General features: G+C 64.2%; 11 protein-coding genes and 1 riboswitch. Of the genes, 7 read left to right on the forward strand and 4 right to left on the reverse strand.

Annotated features, from left to right (window positions below):
• Window positions 1-58 precede the first annotated feature (58 nt).
• Genes IV091_RS09820 through fabG form a run of 5 tightly spaced genes read left to right on the forward strand, consistent with a single transcriptional unit; the run spans window position 59 to window position 5,160 of the window.
• Window positions 59-1,015 carry a tripartite tricarboxylate transporter substrate binding protein gene (locus tag IV091_RS09820; RefSeq protein ID WP_293468158.1) on the forward strand — a complete coding sequence of 319 codons (957 nt, stop codon included), beginning with the start codon at window positions 59-61 and terminating at the stop codon, window positions 1,013-1,015.
• A complete protein-coding gene (locus IV091_RS09825; protein WP_293468160.1) occupies window positions 1,012-1,497 on the forward strand; it encodes a tripartite tricarboxylate transporter TctB family protein in 486 nt (161 codons plus the stop codon). The genes IV091_RS09820 and IV091_RS09825 overlap by 4 nt, the downstream gene beginning before the upstream one ends.
• Before the next feature lie 2 nt (window positions 1,498-1,499).
• The gene (locus IV091_RS09830) at window positions 1,500-2,984 is read left to right on the forward strand and encodes a tripartite tricarboxylate transporter permease (RefSeq protein ID WP_293468162.1); all 1,485 of its coding nucleotides are present in this window, start codon (window positions 1,500-1,502) and stop codon (window positions 2,982-2,984) included.
• The gene (locus IV091_RS09835; protein ID WP_293468164.1) at window positions 2,981-4,366 is read left to right on the forward strand and encodes an MmgE/PrpD family protein; all 1,386 of its coding nucleotides are present in this window, start codon (window positions 2,981-2,983) and stop codon (window positions 4,364-4,366) included. The genes IV091_RS09830 and IV091_RS09835 overlap by 4 nt, the downstream gene beginning before the upstream one ends.
• Window positions 4,363-5,160 (forward strand): SDR family NAD(P)-dependent oxidoreductase, encoded by a 798-nt coding sequence (gene fabG, locus IV091_RS09840; RefSeq protein WP_293468166.1) that lies wholly within the window; start codon window positions 4,363-4,365, stop codon window positions 5,158-5,160. Before IV091_RS09835 ends, fabG begins: the two co-directional genes overlap by 4 nt.
• Before the next feature lie 34 nt (window positions 5,161-5,194).
• On the opposite strand, the gene metH is transcribed toward fabG, so the two are convergent.
• Both metH and IV091_RS09850 read right to left on the reverse strand, forming a co-directional pair.
• Window positions 5,195-8,014 carry a methionine synthase gene (metH, locus tag IV091_RS09845; protein ID WP_293468168.1) on the reverse strand — a complete coding sequence of 940 codons (2,820 nt, stop codon included), beginning with the start codon at window positions 8,012-8,014 and terminating at the stop codon, window positions 5,195-5,197.
• 14 nt (window positions 8,015-8,028) lie between these two features.
• A riboswitch (S-adenosyl-L-homocysteine riboswitch) is annotated at window positions 8,029-8,121 on the reverse strand.
• A gap of 295 nt (window positions 8,122-8,416) precedes the next feature.
• Window positions 8,417-9,451, reverse strand: a complete 1,035-nt coding sequence (locus IV091_RS09850; RefSeq protein WP_293468170.1) for a homocysteine S-methyltransferase family protein — start codon at window positions 9,449-9,451, stop codon at window positions 8,417-8,419.
• Window positions 9,452-9,530: 79 nt separating this feature from the next.
• On the opposite strand from IV091_RS09850, the gene IV091_RS09855 reads away from it, so the two are divergent.
• Window positions 9,531-9,923: a rhodanese-like domain-containing protein gene (locus IV091_RS09855; RefSeq protein WP_293468172.1), complete on the forward strand. Its 393-nt coding sequence runs from the start codon at window positions 9,531-9,533 to the stop codon at window positions 9,921-9,923.
• Window positions 9,924-10,041: 118 nt separating this feature from the next.
• Window positions 10,042-11,922, forward strand: a complete 1,881-nt coding sequence (recQ, locus tag IV091_RS09860; protein ID WP_293468174.1) for a DNA helicase RecQ — start codon at window positions 10,042-10,044, stop codon at window positions 11,920-11,922.
• Here recQ and IV091_RS09865 read toward each other — a convergent pair.
• A complete protein-coding gene (locus IV091_RS09865) occupies window positions 11,919-13,235 on the reverse strand; it encodes a tetratricopeptide repeat protein (RefSeq protein WP_293468176.1) in 1,317 nt (438 codons plus the stop codon). The two genes, recQ and IV091_RS09865, sit on opposite strands and share 4 nt — an antisense overlap.
• Window positions 13,236-13,516: 281 nt before the next feature.
• On the reverse strand, window positions 13,517-14,320 hold an 804-nt coding region (locus IV091_RS09870), incomplete at its 5' end, for an ATP-binding protein (protein WP_293468178.1).

Genomic DNA, 14,320 nt, shown 5'->3' on the forward strand with positions numbered 1-14,320 from the left:
CGTACAGATCCGCGCCTTGGACGCAGGCCCATCACCCCAGATACTGGAGACAAACGACATGAAATTCAAAAGCCTGATCGCCACCGGACTGCTGTCCATGCTGGCAAGCCACGTAGCCCATGCGCAATCGGACTACCCCGTCAACCGGGTGAGCCTGGTCACGCACTCCAGCCCGGGCGGCGGCACCGATGTCTTTTTGCGCGGCCTGATCAAGCACCTGTCGGGGCCCATGAAGGTCAATTTTTCGGTTGAAAATATTCGGGGCGGCAGCGGTGCCACGGCAGTGGCGCACGTCGCCAAGGGCGCCGCCGATGGATCGATTTTTTATGGCACCACGCCAACCTATATTCAGACCACCCTGCTGTCCAGGCCCCAGGTCGGCTATGACGGCCTGGACCCGATCGCCATCATCTTCATCGACCCGGAAGTCATCTACACCCGCACCGAATCCCCGTTCAAATCGCTGGAGGACGTGATCAAGCACGCCAAGGCCAACCCGGGCAAGTCCCGCTGGGGGGCGTCCAACCCGGCATCGCTGGAGCGCATCGCCATGGAGCGGCTGTCGCGCAGCGCCGGCGTGAAAGTGCCCATCGTGAGCCATGAGGGTGGCGCTGACCAGATGATCGGCGTGCTCAACGGCACCTATGACATCGGCATTGGCGAGATGCAGGAGCTCCAGGCACAACTGGAAGCCGGCAAGATTCGCCTGCTGGCCACCTTGTCGGAAAAGCGGCTTGATGGCCTGCCGCAGCTCATGACCGCCAAGGAGCAGGGATTCAATGTCGTGGTGCGCAAGTTCCGCGGCCTGGCCGGCCCGAAGGGCATTCCAGACAACGTCGCCCGCCAGATGGAAGACGCCATTCGCAAGGCGGTGGCATCACCGGCCTACAAGGCGGAATACACCAGGGAGCACTTGACGCCCATGGTACTGGGCCGTGAGGCGGCGCGTCAGTTCACCGCCGACGTGGCGGCGGAAACCATCACGTCGTTCAAAGAGATTGGCTTGCTCAAATGACGGAAAACTTCGCTGACCGTATTTCGGGGGCGCTGGGCATCGCGCTTTCAGCCAGTTATATCGCGTACGCACAAACGATTGAAGACAGCATGCTCGCAGACTCAGTGGGCGCGGCAGGCGTACCCAGTGGTGTGGGCATGGTCATGCTGCTGGCGTCGGCCGCCCTGCTGCTCAAGGCCAAACCGCCGAGCGTGACCGACGAACTGCCGACTCAGAAAGGCGCCGCAAACTGGCGCACCCATGCGCTGGCCCTGGGTTTGCTGGCCATGCTGGTCGTGTACGTGCTGATCCTTCCGCTGGCCGGTTACTGGACCTCCATTGCACTCTTGCTGGGCGCGGTCGCCTGGCTGGTCGGGGCCCGGACGCCCAAAACGCTGCTGCTGTGCGCGGTGCTGGGTGCTTCGGCGCTTTGGCTGCTGTTTTCCATGGCCCTGCAGGTGCGCATGCCGCCCGGCGTGTGGCCTGCATGGCTGGGAGTCTGACCATGGAAGCCTTCTTGAGTGCTGTGGTCAGCCTGCCCACGATGTGGTTGCTCGTGGCGGCATTTGCCGGTGTTTCATGGGGCATCCTGGGCGGTGCGCTGCCCGGCATTTCGCCCTCGATCGCCATGGCCTTGCTGCTGCCGTTTACGGTCGGGATGGTGCCTGCCACCGCTATTGTGCTGCTGGCCAGCGTGTATGTGGGCGCCGAATACGGCGGCTCGATTCCGGCCATCCTGATTCGCACGCCGGGCACCAACTCGGCCTCGGCCACCGTGCTGGACGGCTACGAAATGGCCCGCCAGGGCAAGGCCGGCGAGGCCCTGGGCATTTCGCTGATGTCCGGCCTCATTGGCGGCCTGTTTGGCCTGCTGGTGCTGGTGCTGGCCACAGAAAGCCTGGCGCGCGTGGCGCTCGCGTTCACCCCGGCCGCGTATTTTTCGCTGGGCATCCTCGGCCTGTCGGTGATTGCCGGGCTGTCGGGCGGCTCCTTGCTGCGCGGCGTCATAGCCGCCTGCATCGGGCTGATGCTGGCCTTCATCGGCAGCGACCCGGTTTCGGGCGTGCCGCGGTTCACCTTCGGCTCGGCCGATCTCTTGGGCGGCATCAAGCCCATCCTGGTCATGGTCGGCCTGTTTGCCGTGACGGAAATGCTGGTGCAGATTGGCGAGCCGGCCTGGGCCAAGGCCATCAAGTCGCAAGCGCGCCTGAAGCTGCCCAACCTGGCCATGTCCAGGCGCCTGTTCAAGCCGCAGGCCATTGGCGCGGTCATTGGCACGGTTGAAGGCGTCACGCCAGGCGCGGGCGGCACCATTGCCGCCTTCATGGCTTACTCGGAAGCCAAGCGCTGGTCCAAGCACCCGGAAGAGTTTGGCAAAGGCTCGCCCGAGGGCATTGCCGCACCAGAGTCTGCCAACAACGTGGTCACGGCCACCGCCCTGGTGCCTTTGCTGAGCCTGGGCATTCCGGGGTCTAACTCTGCGGCCATTTTGCTGGGGGGCTTCATGATCCACGGTTTGCAGCCGGGGCCCATGCTGTTTCAAAAAGCGCCCGAGGTGGTGTGGAGCCTGTATGGCGGCCTGTTTTTTGCAAACATCGCCATGCTGTTGATCGGACTGGTCATTTTGGCGCCCTGCATCTGGCTGGTAAACCGCCCCAAGCCCTACCTCATGGCTTTCATTCTGGCCCTGGTCATGTCGGGCGTTTATGCCATGCACCAAAGCCTGTTTGAACTGGGCCTGGTGCTGGGCATCGGTGTGCTCGGCTACGGCATGCGCCTGCTGCGGCTGCCCGTGCTGCCGCTGGTGCTGGGCCTGGTGCTGGGCTACCTGGTCGAGTCCAACTACCGCCGCAGCCTGCTGATTTCAGGCGGCGAGCACAGCATTTTCGTGACCGATCCCGTGTCGCTGGCGCTGCTGATGCTGGCCCTGGCGCTCACGCTCTACACCGGCTGGAAAGAATTCGCCACCAGCAAGAAAGTTTCTGCATGAAGTCTCTGCACCCCCCCGCCATGACCATCTCGCGCCGGCTGGCGCAGGCCATCACCGCGGCATCACCCGAAAACCTTCCCGGCGCACGCGCCACCGGCCAGCGGCTGCTGATGGACGTAACCGGCATCTGCATCGCGGCCCGCAGCGAGCCCTACGTCAAGGCGGCCATGGCCGCGCTGGAGCAGGACGGCCCCTGTACCGTCATCGGCTCGGCGCAGACCTTCGGGGTGGAAGCGGCGTCGTTCGTCAATGGCATTGCCGCCCACGGCGAAGACTTTGACGACACCTACGAAGGCGGCCCGGTGCATGCTGGCGCCGTGGTGGTGCCGGCGCTGCTGGCTGCCGCGCAGCGCCACCAGCTGTCGGGCACCGACTTGTTGCGCGGCATGGCCGTGGGCGTGGAGGTGATGTGCCGGCTTTGCGCGGTGGCGCCCACCAAAGTGCACAAGGCCGGCTTTCATCCCACCGCCATTTTTGGTGTCATGGGCGCCGTGGCCGGCCTGGGCGCCGGCATGCGCCTGACGGAAGACCAGCTGGTGGACGCCTTTGGCCTGGCCGGCAGCATGGCCTCGGGGATCATCGAATACCTGGCCGACGGTTCCTGGACCAAGCGCATGCACCCCGGCTGGGCCGCGCAGTCGGCGTACCGCGCGGTGCGCCTGGCGCAGGCCGGCTTCAAGGGGCCGGCCACTGTATTTGAAGGCACGCACGGCCTGTTTCATGGTTTCGCCAATACCAGCGACGGCAACTTTGAAGCCATGTTGTCGGGCATGGGCAAGGAATGGATCTGGACCAGCATCGCCTTCAAGCCCTACGCCTGCGGCACCATGGCCCACCCCTACATCGACTGCGCCCGCAGCCTGCGCCGTGAGGGTCTGGACCCTGCGCAAATTGCGCAGATCGAATGCGAAACCGCGGAAGGCATTGTTCACCGGCTGTGGGAGCCCCTGGCGCTCAAGCAGTCGCCGCCCAACGCCTACGCCGCCAAATTCAGCATTCCGTATGCCGTTGCAGCGGGGCTGCTGCTCGACAACGCAGGTCTGGGCGAATACTCGGAAGCGGTGGTGCAGCGTGCCGACTTGCGGGCGCTGGCGGCCCGCGTGCGTTACGTGGTGGACCCGGCCAACCCCTACCCCAAGCAGTTCACGGGCCATGTGCGCGTGACCCTGCTGGACGGCAGCGTGATGGAGGCCCGCCAGGGCTTCTTCAAGGGCGGCGCCGACCACCCGCTGAGCGATGCCGACCTGCAAGCCAAGTTTTTTGCCAACTGCCTGCATGGCCAGGTCAAGTCGGCGCAGGCGCAAGCCATGCTGACCATGCTCCAGCAACTGTTCGACGCGCCGGTGGTGGACGTGTCGCTGCTGGCGGCGACACCGGCATGACCCTGCATATGAACGTCAATCTGGACACAAGCGCGAGCCCCGGCACGCAAGAGCGGCGCGTGGCCCTCGTCACGGGCGCCGGACGCAACATCGGGCGAGCCATTGCGCTGCAGCTCGCACGCGATGGCTGTGCCGTGGCCGTCAACGTGCGGACTTCCCGGGCCGAAGGGCAGTCCGTGGTGGATGAGCTCCACGCCCTCGGTGTACCGGCCCTGCTGTGCCTGGCCGATGTGACCGACCAGGCCGCAGTGGCGGCCATGCTGGCCAGCATCGGCACGCAATGGGGCCGGCTGGACGTGTTGGTGAACAACGCCGCCATTCGCCGCGAGTCCCCGCTGGCGGAGCTGGCCGCCGATGACTGGCACAACACCCTGGCCGTGGTGCTTGACGGCGCATTTTTCTGCGCGCAGGCCGCCTTGCCGCTGCTGTTGCAGTCGGCGGGCGCGGCCATCATCAATGTGGGAGGAATGACCGCCCATACCGGCGCGGCCAACCGGGTCCACGTGGTCACCGCCAAGGCGGGCCTGGTGGGCATGACCCGCGCGCTCGCGCATGAACTCTCGCCGCAGGGGATCACGGTCAATTGCGTGTCGCCGGGCATGATTGAATCGGTCCGCAACAGCGAAACCGCCTCGGCATCACCCAGCCACCACGCCGTCCACCGGCCGCTGCTGGGCCGTCGCGGCACCGTGGACGAAGTGGCCGACGCCGTGGCCTGGCTGGCCAGTCCCCACGCCCGGTTCATCACGGGGCAGGTGCTGCATGTGAATGGCGGGACTTATTTGGGCAGTTGACGGGCTGGCCTGCCTCAACCCGCCGCGCCAGGGATCAAAGGTTAGGCGCGAGCAGCCGCTGCAGATCGGCCGGCTTCACCCCGCGCCGTTTGGCCAGGTCCTCCAGCTGGTCGTCGCCGATCTTGCCGACGTTGAAATAGGTGCTGTCCGGGTGGCTCAGGTAAAAACCGCTGACGCTGGCCGCTGGCGTCATGGCCAGGCTGGACGTCAGCGCCATGCCGATATCGGCGCATTGCAGCAACTCGAACATGTCCTTTTTCACGCTGTGGTCCGGGCAGGCCGGGTAGCCGGGCGCGGGGCGTATGCCCTGGTATTGCTCGCGAATCAGCGCGTCGGTTTCCAGCGACTCGGCGGGCGCATAGCCCCACAGGTCTGTGCGCACGCGCTGGTGCAGGGCTTCGGCAAAGGCCTCGGCCAGGCGGTCGGCGAGCGCCTTGAACATGATGGACGAGTAGTCGTCATGGTCGTCCTGGAACTGCTTTTCCTTCTTCTCGGCGCCCAGACCGGCGGTGACGGCAAAGACACCGATGTAGTCGGAAATCTTGAAGTCGTTATGGCCTTCAGCCCCCGCCTTGCCTGCTCTGGCCGCTATTAATTCAGGCGTCAGCACCTTGGGCGCGACAAAGTCAGCCAGGCAACGGCTGGGGCGCATCACGCCGTCAACTGCTGTTTTTTCGGTCTGCTGGCGCAGGCCATGCCAGGTCATCGCGACTTCAGTGCGCGTGTCATCGGTGTAGATTTCAATGTCCTCGCCCACGCTGTTGGCCGGATACAGGCCCACCACCCCGCTGGCGGTAAGCCACCGGCCATCGATCAGGCGCTTGAGCATCTTCTGCGCATCGGCATAGACGCGCGTCGCCTCGACGCCAACCACTTCGTCCGTCAGGATGGCCGGGAATGGCCCGGCCAGGTCCCAGGTCTGAAAGAACGGCCCCCAGTCAATAAAGCGCGCCAGCTCGGCCAGGTCAAAGTTCTTGAACACGCGCCGGCCAATGAACTTGGGAACGGGTGGCTGGTAGTGCGCCCAGTCAATCGGCGTGGCATTGGCGCGGGCCTTGGCCAGCGGCCACATCGGCGTCTGCTTCTTGTTGGCGTGCTGGGTGCGCACCTTGTCGTAGTCGGCGTTCAGTTCGTCAATGTATTTGGCGGCCTGGTCGGACAGCAGGCTTTGCGCCACGCTGACGCTGCGCGAAGCGTCGGGCACGTACACCACCGGGCCTTCGTAGTGCGGCGAGATCTTGACGGCCGTGTGCACGCGGCTGGTGGTGGCGCCGCCAATCATCAGCGGGATTTTCCTGAGCCGGAAATGGTCGTCCTTCTGCATCTCGGCGGCGACGTACTGCATCTCTTCCAGGCTGGGCGTGATCAGGCCCGACAGGCCCACGATGTCTGCGCCTTCGGCCTTGGCCAGCGCCAAAATCTCGTGGCAGGGCACCATCACGCCCATGTTGACCACTTCAAAGTTGTTGCACTGCAAGACCACGGTGACGATGTTCTTGCCGATGTCGTGCACGTCGCCCTTGACGGTGGCGATGATGATCTTGCCCTTGGTCTTGACGTCGGCGCCGGCCGCTTCCAGCAGCAGCTTTTCAGCCTCGATGTAGGGCAGAAGGTGCGCCACGGCCTGCTTCATCACGCGGGCGCTCTTGACCACCTGCGGCAGGAACATCTTGCCCTGGCCGAACAGGTCGCCGACCACGTTCATGCCGTCCATCAGCGGGCCTTCAATGACGTGCAGCGGCCGCCCGCCTTCGGCCTTGATCGCCTGCCAGACTTCCTCGGTGTCTTCGGTGATGAACTCATTGTTGCCGTGCACCAGCGCATGCGACAGGCGGGCCCGTATCGGCAGCGCGCGCCACTCGTACTTTTTGCTGTCGTCCTTGGCGCCGCTCTGGGCGGTTTCGGCGACTTCAATCAGGCGCTCGCCGGGCGAGAGTTCTGGCTCGCCGGGCTTGTAGCTAGGTGCGCGGTTCAGCACCACGTCTTCGACGCGCTCGCGCAACACCGGCTCCAGGTCGTCATAGACGCCGACCATGCCGGCGTTGACGATGCCCATGTCCATGCCGGCCTGAATCGCGTGGTACAAAAACACGGTGTGAATGGCTTCCCGCACCGGGTCGTTGCCGCGAAAGCTGAAGCTCACATTGCTCACGCCGCCCGACACCTTGGCGCCCGGCAGGTTGGCCTTGATCCAGCGCGTGGCCTCAATGAAGTCAACCGCGTAGTTGTTGTGCTCGTCAATGCCGGTGGCAATGGCAAAAATATTCGGGTCAAAAATGATGTCTTCGGGCGCAAAACCCACTTCATCGACCAGCACGCGGTAAGCGCGCTCGCAAATTTCCGTCTTGCGCTGGTAGGTGTCGGCCTGGCCTTGCTCGTCAAACGCCATCACCACGGCGGCCGCGCCGTAGCGCTTGAGCAGCTTGGCCTGGTGCTTGAAGATGTCGACACCTTCCTTCATGGAAATCGAATTGACGATGCCCTTGCCCTGGATGCAGCGTAGCCCGGCCTCGATCACGCTCCACTTGGAGCTGTCAATCATGATGGGCACCCGCGAGATGTCGGGTTCGCTGGCAATCAGGTTCAAAAACCGCACCATGGCGGCCTGGCTGTCCAGCATCGCCTCGTCCATGTTGATGTCAATGATCTGCGCGCCGTTTTCAACCTGCTGGCGGGCCACGGCCAGCGCCTTTTCGTACTCGCCGTTCAAAATCATGCGGGCAAAGGCCTTGGAGCCGGTGACGTTGGTGCGCTCGCCGATGTTGACGAACAGCGTGTCCGCGCCGATGGAGACCGGCTCCAGGCCGGACAGTTTCATGGGCGGGACTGCTTGGGAATACTCAATTGCGGACATGACTCACCTTGGAATAAAGGTGAGCGTCGTTGCTAAAAAGGGATAGTTCGGCCCTGTTTACCCAAGCCTGACGAAACCGGAATTTCGCTGCAACGCTCCTTGAGTTGGGCTTAATTTTAAGCATTTAATGCCCGCCCTTAAGCACCCCAAGCCAAAACCCCGTTCGTTCAGCCCGTGTTTAACCAGTTTTTTAGAAAAAAACGTCCCGCCATTTCGGGCAACCGGGCTGGAAAACTCGTCCACTGCAGATCTGGCCGCCGAGCGGCTGGTCGCTGCGCGACAACGCCGACAAACTCAAGATGTAGGTTCAGCTGACGCAGGTGATGCAGCAGGAAATCAGCGCGCTGACGACGAACTGAGCGGGTTTGCAGCCGCTTTAGCCTATTTACCTGCTTGCGCCGATCAGACCGCTTCCCGGTAAAACAACCGCCGCGCGGGCACCGGCGCCACCGCGCTGGCAATCGCCGCAATGTGCTCAGGCGTGGTGCCGCAGCAGCCGCCCACGATATTGACCAGCCCTTCGGCCGCAAACTCGTGCAGCAGGCGCGACGTGACGTCTGGCGTTTCGTCAAAACCGGTGTCGCTCATGGGGTTGGGCAGGCCGGCATTGGGGTAACAGCTGATGAAGGTGTCGGGCGCGGCCTTGGCCAGCTCCTGGATGTAGGGGCGCATCAGCGCGGCGCCCAGCGCGCAGTTCAGGCCCACGGCCAGCGGCTCGGCATGGCGCACGCTGTACCAGAAGGCCGTCACGGTCTGGCCGCTCAGGATGCGGCCCGAGGCGTCGGTCACAGTGCCGCTGATGATCAGCGGCAGGCGCTCGCCGCTGGCCTCAAAGTACTCGTCAATCGCAAACAGCGCCGCCTTGGCGTTGAGCGTGTCAAAAATGGTTTCGACCAGCAGCACGTCGGCGCCGCCCTTGACCAGCGCTTCGGTCTGCTCGTAATAGGCCTGGCGCAGCACTTCAAAGCTGGTGTTGCGCGCGCCGGGGTCGTTGACGTCGGGGCTGATGCTGGCGGTCTTGGGCGTGGGGCCCAGGGCGCCCACCACAAAACGCGGCTTGTCTGGCGTGGAGAACTTGTCGCAGGCGGCGCGCGCGATGCGGGCCGACTCGTAGTTCATTTCCACCGCCAGGTCGGCCATGTCGTAGTCGGCCTGGGCCACGGTGGTGGCGCCAAAGGTGTTGGTTTCGATCAGGTCGGCGCCGGCGGCCAGGTAGCCTTCGTGGATGTCCTGGATCACGTCGGGCCGCGTCAAGCTCAGCAACTCGTTGTTGCCTTTGACGTCCTTGTGAAAATCCTTGAAGCGCTCGCCCCGGTACTGGGCTTCGCTCAGGCGAAAGCGCTGGATCATGGTGCCCATGGCGCCGTCGAGGATGGCGATGCGTTTTTCAAGAATGGCGGGAAGCTGCTGTCCGCGGGTGTAGGGGGTCTTCGTCATGCCTGCATTTTAGGGGGCTGGCGCTTGCCCTGGCGTTTCCCCGACAATAGCACCTTGCCCGCCAACCGGCCCTGCCCCCATGAAAAACCTCCATCCCCAACAAGCCTGGACCTGGCTGCAGGCGCACCCTGACAGCCTGTTTGTCGACGTGCGCATGGAAATCGAGTCGCTCTACGTGGGCCGCCCGCCCGGCGTGGTCAATGTGCCGTGGTACGAATACCCCGACCTGCAGGCCGATGCCCAAAAGTTTGCCGACGCCGTGGCCCGCGAGGCGGACGGCAAAGCGCAGGCGGTGCTGCTGATTTGCCGCTCCGGCAAGCGCACGCTGGACGCCGGCAAGGCGCTGGAAGCGGCCGGCTTCAGCAATGTGCAGCATGTGGTGCACGGCTTTGAAGGCGAGCTGGACGAGCACTTTCGCCGCTCCACCCTGTCGGGCTGGCGCTTTGAGGGTCTGCCATGGGAACAGATGTAACGCCAACGTCATAAGTTTCGAGACAAATCAGGCACTAGCCTTTATAGAACCGTCAAAATCAGCTATTTTTTATATAGCAAAATCACTTTATTCCGACCCCGACTGACTGGCCCATCTTTTGTCCTCATTGCCCACCTCTCCCCCCCAGCCGACCGCCCTGGACGTTCTAGGCCAGGTTTTTGGCTATTCGCACTTTCGCGGCCCACAAGAGGCCATCGTTGACCACGTGGTGCACGGCGGCGACGCGCTGGTGCTGATGCCCACCGGCGGCGGCAAGTCGCTGTGCTACCAGATTCCGGCCATCGTGCGGCAAAACGCGGGGCACGGCGTGACCATCGTGATTTCGCCGCTGATCGCGCTGATGCATGACCAGGTCGGCGCGCTGACGGAAGCTGGCGTTTCGGCGGCGTTCCTGAATTCGACGCAGACTTTTGAGGAAAGCAGCGCGCTGGAAAAGCAGCTGCTGCGCAACGAGTTGACGCTGCTGTATGCCGCGCCCGAGCGCATCAACACGCCGCGCATGAAAGGCCTGCTGGCTTCGCTGCACGAGCGCGGCCTGCTGAGCCTGTTTGCGATTGACGAGGCGCACTGCGTGAGCCAGTGGGGCCACGACTTCCGGCCCGAATACCGCAGTCTGAGCCTGCTGCACGAGACCTTTCCCGACGTGCCGCGCATGGCGCTGACGGCGACTGCCGACCACCTGACGCGCCAGGACATGATTGAGCGGCTCAAGTTAGACGATGCGCGCGAGTTTGTCAGCAGCTTTGACCGGCCCAACATCCGCTACACCATCGTCGAAAAAACCGACCCGACGCGCCAGCTGCTGCGCTTCATCCAGACCGAGCACGACGGCGAAGCCGGCATTGTGTACTGCCAGTCCAGGAAGCGGGTCGAGGAAATTGCCGGCATGCTGGAGGCCGCCGGCATCAAGGCCATGGCCTACCACGCCGGGCTTGAATCCAGCCTGCGCCAGCAGCGGCAAGACCGCTTTTTGCGCGAAGAGGGCATGGTGATGGTGGCCACGATTGCGTTCGGCATGGGCATTGACAAGCCCGATGTGCGCTTTGTGGCACACCTGGACATGCCCAAGAACATTGAAGGCTACTACCAGGAAACCGGCCGCGCCGGCCGCGACGGCCAGAGCGCCGACGCCTGGATGGTCTACGGCCTGCAGGACGTGGTGAACCAGCGCCGCATGATAGACACCAGCGAGGCGGCCAGCGAGGAGTTCAAGCAGGTGATGCGCGGCAAGCTCGATGCGCTGCTAAGCCTGGCGGAAGACACGCGCTGCCGCCGCGTCAGCCTGCTGGGCTACTTTGGCGAGGCCAGCCAGCCCTGCGGAAACTGTGACAACTGCCTGAATCCGCCAGCGGTGTGGGACGCCACCGACGCAGCGCGCAAGATGCTCAGCTGCATCTACCGCGTACAGCAGGCCAGCGGCATCAGCTTTGGCGCCGGCCACCTGATGGACATCCTGCGCGGCAAAACCACCGAAAAAATCACACAATACGGCCACGAAAACCTGAGCACCTTCGGCATTGGCGCCGACCTGGCCGAGGCCCAGTGGCGCAGCGTGCTGCGCCAGCTGATTGCCAGCAACATGGTGCGCGTCAACGCCGAAGCCTTCAACACCCTGCAGCTGATGCCCGATGCGCGCCGGGTGCTCAAAGGCGAGGCCAGCGTGCTGCTGCGCCAGCAGTCGCTGACTACCAAGGCCGCCAAGCCCAAGCGCGGCAGCAAGACCTCGGTCAAGGGTCTGGTCGAAGCCACGCTCAACGCCGGCGCGCTGGAGCGGCTGGCCCACCTGAAGGCCTGGCGCGGCGAAGTGGCGCGCGAGCACAACCTGCCCGCCTTCGTGATTTTTCACGACGCCACGCTGCGCGCCATTGCCGAGCAGGCGCCACAAAGTTTGCAGGACCTCGAAGGCATCAGCGGCATGGGAACCAAGAAGCTGCAGGCCTATGGGGCCGAGGTGCTGCGGGTGTGTGCGGCGGCCTAAGCAGCGGCGGACCGTTTCAGCAACGCCTGTGCGCTCGGGCTGGAAGGCTTGGCATCGACTCGCTCGGCAGCGAGTGCCCGGGCCAGGGCGAACTGCCCATCGTCCCAGGCCGCCTCCAGCAGGGTCAGGTCAATCAAGTCGCGCTGCGCATGGCTGCCGCCAAAGCGGTGCGCAATGCTGCGCACCGGACGCAGCAACTCAACGGCGCGGCCGGAATCGCCCTCGGCAAACACCCGGATCGCCTGGCTCAGCGGTGCGCCGACATCGCGGGTGAACATGGCGTTGTCGCCGGTGCCGGCCATGGCGCGCTGCTGGGCCTCCTCCACGGCGCGAATGGCCTCGCCCTGCCCATCGCTGACGAAGGCCATCATCGCGTGCGCGTCGTTGAAGGCGTACTGCCCGCTGCCGGCGTTGGGCAGCCAGCCTTGCGCCACCTCATGCCAGCGCTCGCCCAGGTCCACGCCGCGCAAGCGCAGGCGCCACAGCAGTGCGCTGGCGTCCACCAGGTCGAGCACCAGCGTGGAATGGCTGGCGCGCACCGCACTGTGGAACAGAAAAAGCACCTCCTCCAGGTCGCCCTGGTCCAGGTGGTAGAGCGCCAGATGCCACCAGTTGTGCACGGCAAAGAAATTGTCTTCGGCCCAGTCGGGCTGGCGCTGGCGCATCCAGGCGATGCCCTCGCGCGCCCGGCCCTGCATCTCCAGCACATGGGTTACCGCATGGTGCGCCCAAGCGTCGCGCGGCTCCAGGTCCAGCGCGGCACGGCCGGCGGTTTCGGCGCGGGCATAGGCGCCTGTTTCCTCCAGTCCGAAAGCCTGCATGCCCAGCAACGCATGGTAGCCCGGCATGGATACGGACCAGGCGGGCAGCGCGCGCACGATGCGGTCTCGCAGCATGCGCGCATCGCCCAAATAGAAGTCCAGCACATGACCAGCCTGCAGCGCCAAGGCATCCGTCGGGTAGGCGATGGACAGGTCTTCCAGCACGCGCGCGGCGGCCCGCCATCGCCCCTCAAGCAGCTGGCGAATGGCCGCCCCGTGGACTTGCTCCCGCGGATTGGCTGGAAGCGTTTCAATCGCCTCCAGGTCGCGCCGGGCGACGGCCAGTCCGGCCGGTTCGGTGCCCAGAAGATGCAGCCAGGCGTGCAACACATGGCCCATCACGAAATCCGGTCGGCAGGCGGTGGCCGCCTCAATCGTGGCCACCGGATCTTGCCGGTAGCACTGGAATTGATGCAAGGCCGTCGCGTAGAGCGCTGCGCTGTCGGTTGACGCGCCGCTCAGGGCATGGCCCAGGTTGTCAGCGGGGTTCATCGTCGTTGCTCCTGCCACGGGAAAACAATTTCGAAATACGGACGCAATCCAGTTTTATTCCAAGCTGATTGGAAATTTAAATTCAATTGGAATTCAACTCAAATCACTTTTGTAAGTTTCCACAACACCCCTGCGGGCCTGTGGGCCGATGTGCCGGGGTGGGTTGGGACGCGGCTGACTTACCGCGTATTTCATATTTGAACGCTGCCCACCGCCTCACGTGCAGAGCGCTGCGGCGCCATAGGAACAATGGACTACCCGCTACTCATCCCGCAGCAACGCTAGCGCATGAAGCCCATCCCCCGCCCCTCCCTCACCTCGGGCTTGATGCGGTGCTCCGCCTCCAGCTGCGCCAGAAATTCTTCGGCAGACAGCGCCGCAGCCAGAATCACCCCCTGCCGCTTGACCGCTGCAAAATCGCCGGGGCACAGCTGCGTCAACTGGGCCAGCCGTTTCTGCAGCGCGTCCGTGAGCAGCAAGGCATCGCCCGCAAGCGCTTCCGTCACAAACATGGTGTCACGCTGCCCAGTCGTCAGCGGCATGAACTGGATCTTGAAAGTGAAACGGCGCAGCGCGGCCTGGTCCAGGCTTTCGAGCAGATTGGTGGTGCAGATGAAAATGCCTTTGTGGCGTTCCATGCCCTGCAGCATCTCGTTGACTTCCGTCACCTCGTAAGTGCGCTGGGCGCCGCGCCGGTCCTGCAAAAAGCTGTCGGCTTCATCGAGCAGCAGCACGGCTTTCTCCAGCTCAGCTTCGCGGAACATGGCGGCCATGTTCTGCTCGGTTTCGCCGACGTATTTGCTCATCAGATCGCTGGCCTGCTTGATCAGCAGCGGCTGCTCCAGCGCCTGGGCCACGTGTTCGGCCAGCGCGGTCTTGCCAGTGCCAGGCGGGCCGTAAAAGCACAGTGTGCCGTGGCCCCGGCTTTTAAGCGCCTGCACGATGCGCGGAATTTCAAACCGCGACTCGACGTTGAGCATCGCCAGGTCGTAAGTCGTCACGCTGCAGCGGCCGGACGCTTCGGCCTGGTTGCCCAGCGCCACGTCGGCGTTTTTAAGCTGGCGCTCGATCAGCGACTCCATCAG

Origin of the sequence: Polaromonas sp., assembly GCF_018780625.1 — a bacterium.
Lineage (GTDB): Bacteria > Pseudomonadota > Gammaproteobacteria > Burkholderiales > Burkholderiaceae_C > Polaromonas.

Excerpts from the sequence above, each read along its gene's own strand:
- fabG (WP_293468166.1), top strand. The coding sequence starts at position 4,363 with ATGACCCTGCATATGAACGTCAATCTGGACACAAGCGCGAGCCCCGGC.
- IV091_RS09835 (WP_293468164.1), top strand. The coding sequence starts at position 2,981 with ATGAAGTCTCTGCACCCCCCCGCCATGACCATCTCGCGCCGGCTGGCG.
- IV091_RS09850 (WP_293468170.1), bottom strand. The coding sequence starts at position 9,451 with ATGACGAAGACCCCCTACACCCGCGGACAGCAGCTTCCCGCCATTCTT.
- IV091_RS09820 (WP_293468158.1), top strand. The coding sequence starts at position 59 with ATGAAATTCAAAAGCCTGATCGCCACCGGACTGCTGTCCATGCTGGCA.
- IV091_RS09830 (WP_293468162.1), top strand. The coding sequence starts at position 1,500 with ATGGAAGCCTTCTTGAGTGCTGTGGTCAGCCTGCCCACGATGTGGTTG.
- IV091_RS09825 (WP_293468160.1), top strand. The coding sequence starts at position 1,012 with ATGACGGAAAACTTCGCTGACCGTATTTCGGGGGCGCTGGGCATCGCG.
- metH (WP_293468168.1), bottom strand. The coding sequence starts at position 8,014 with ATGTCCGCAATTGAGTATTCCCAAGCAGTCCCGCCCATGAAACTGTCC.
- IV091_RS09855 (WP_293468172.1), top strand. The coding sequence starts at position 9,531 with ATGAAAAACCTCCATCCCCAACAAGCCTGGACCTGGCTGCAGGCGCAC.
- IV091_RS09865 (WP_293468176.1), bottom strand. The coding sequence starts at position 13,235 with ATGAACCCCGCTGACAACCTGGGCCATGCCCTGAGCGGCGCGTCAACC.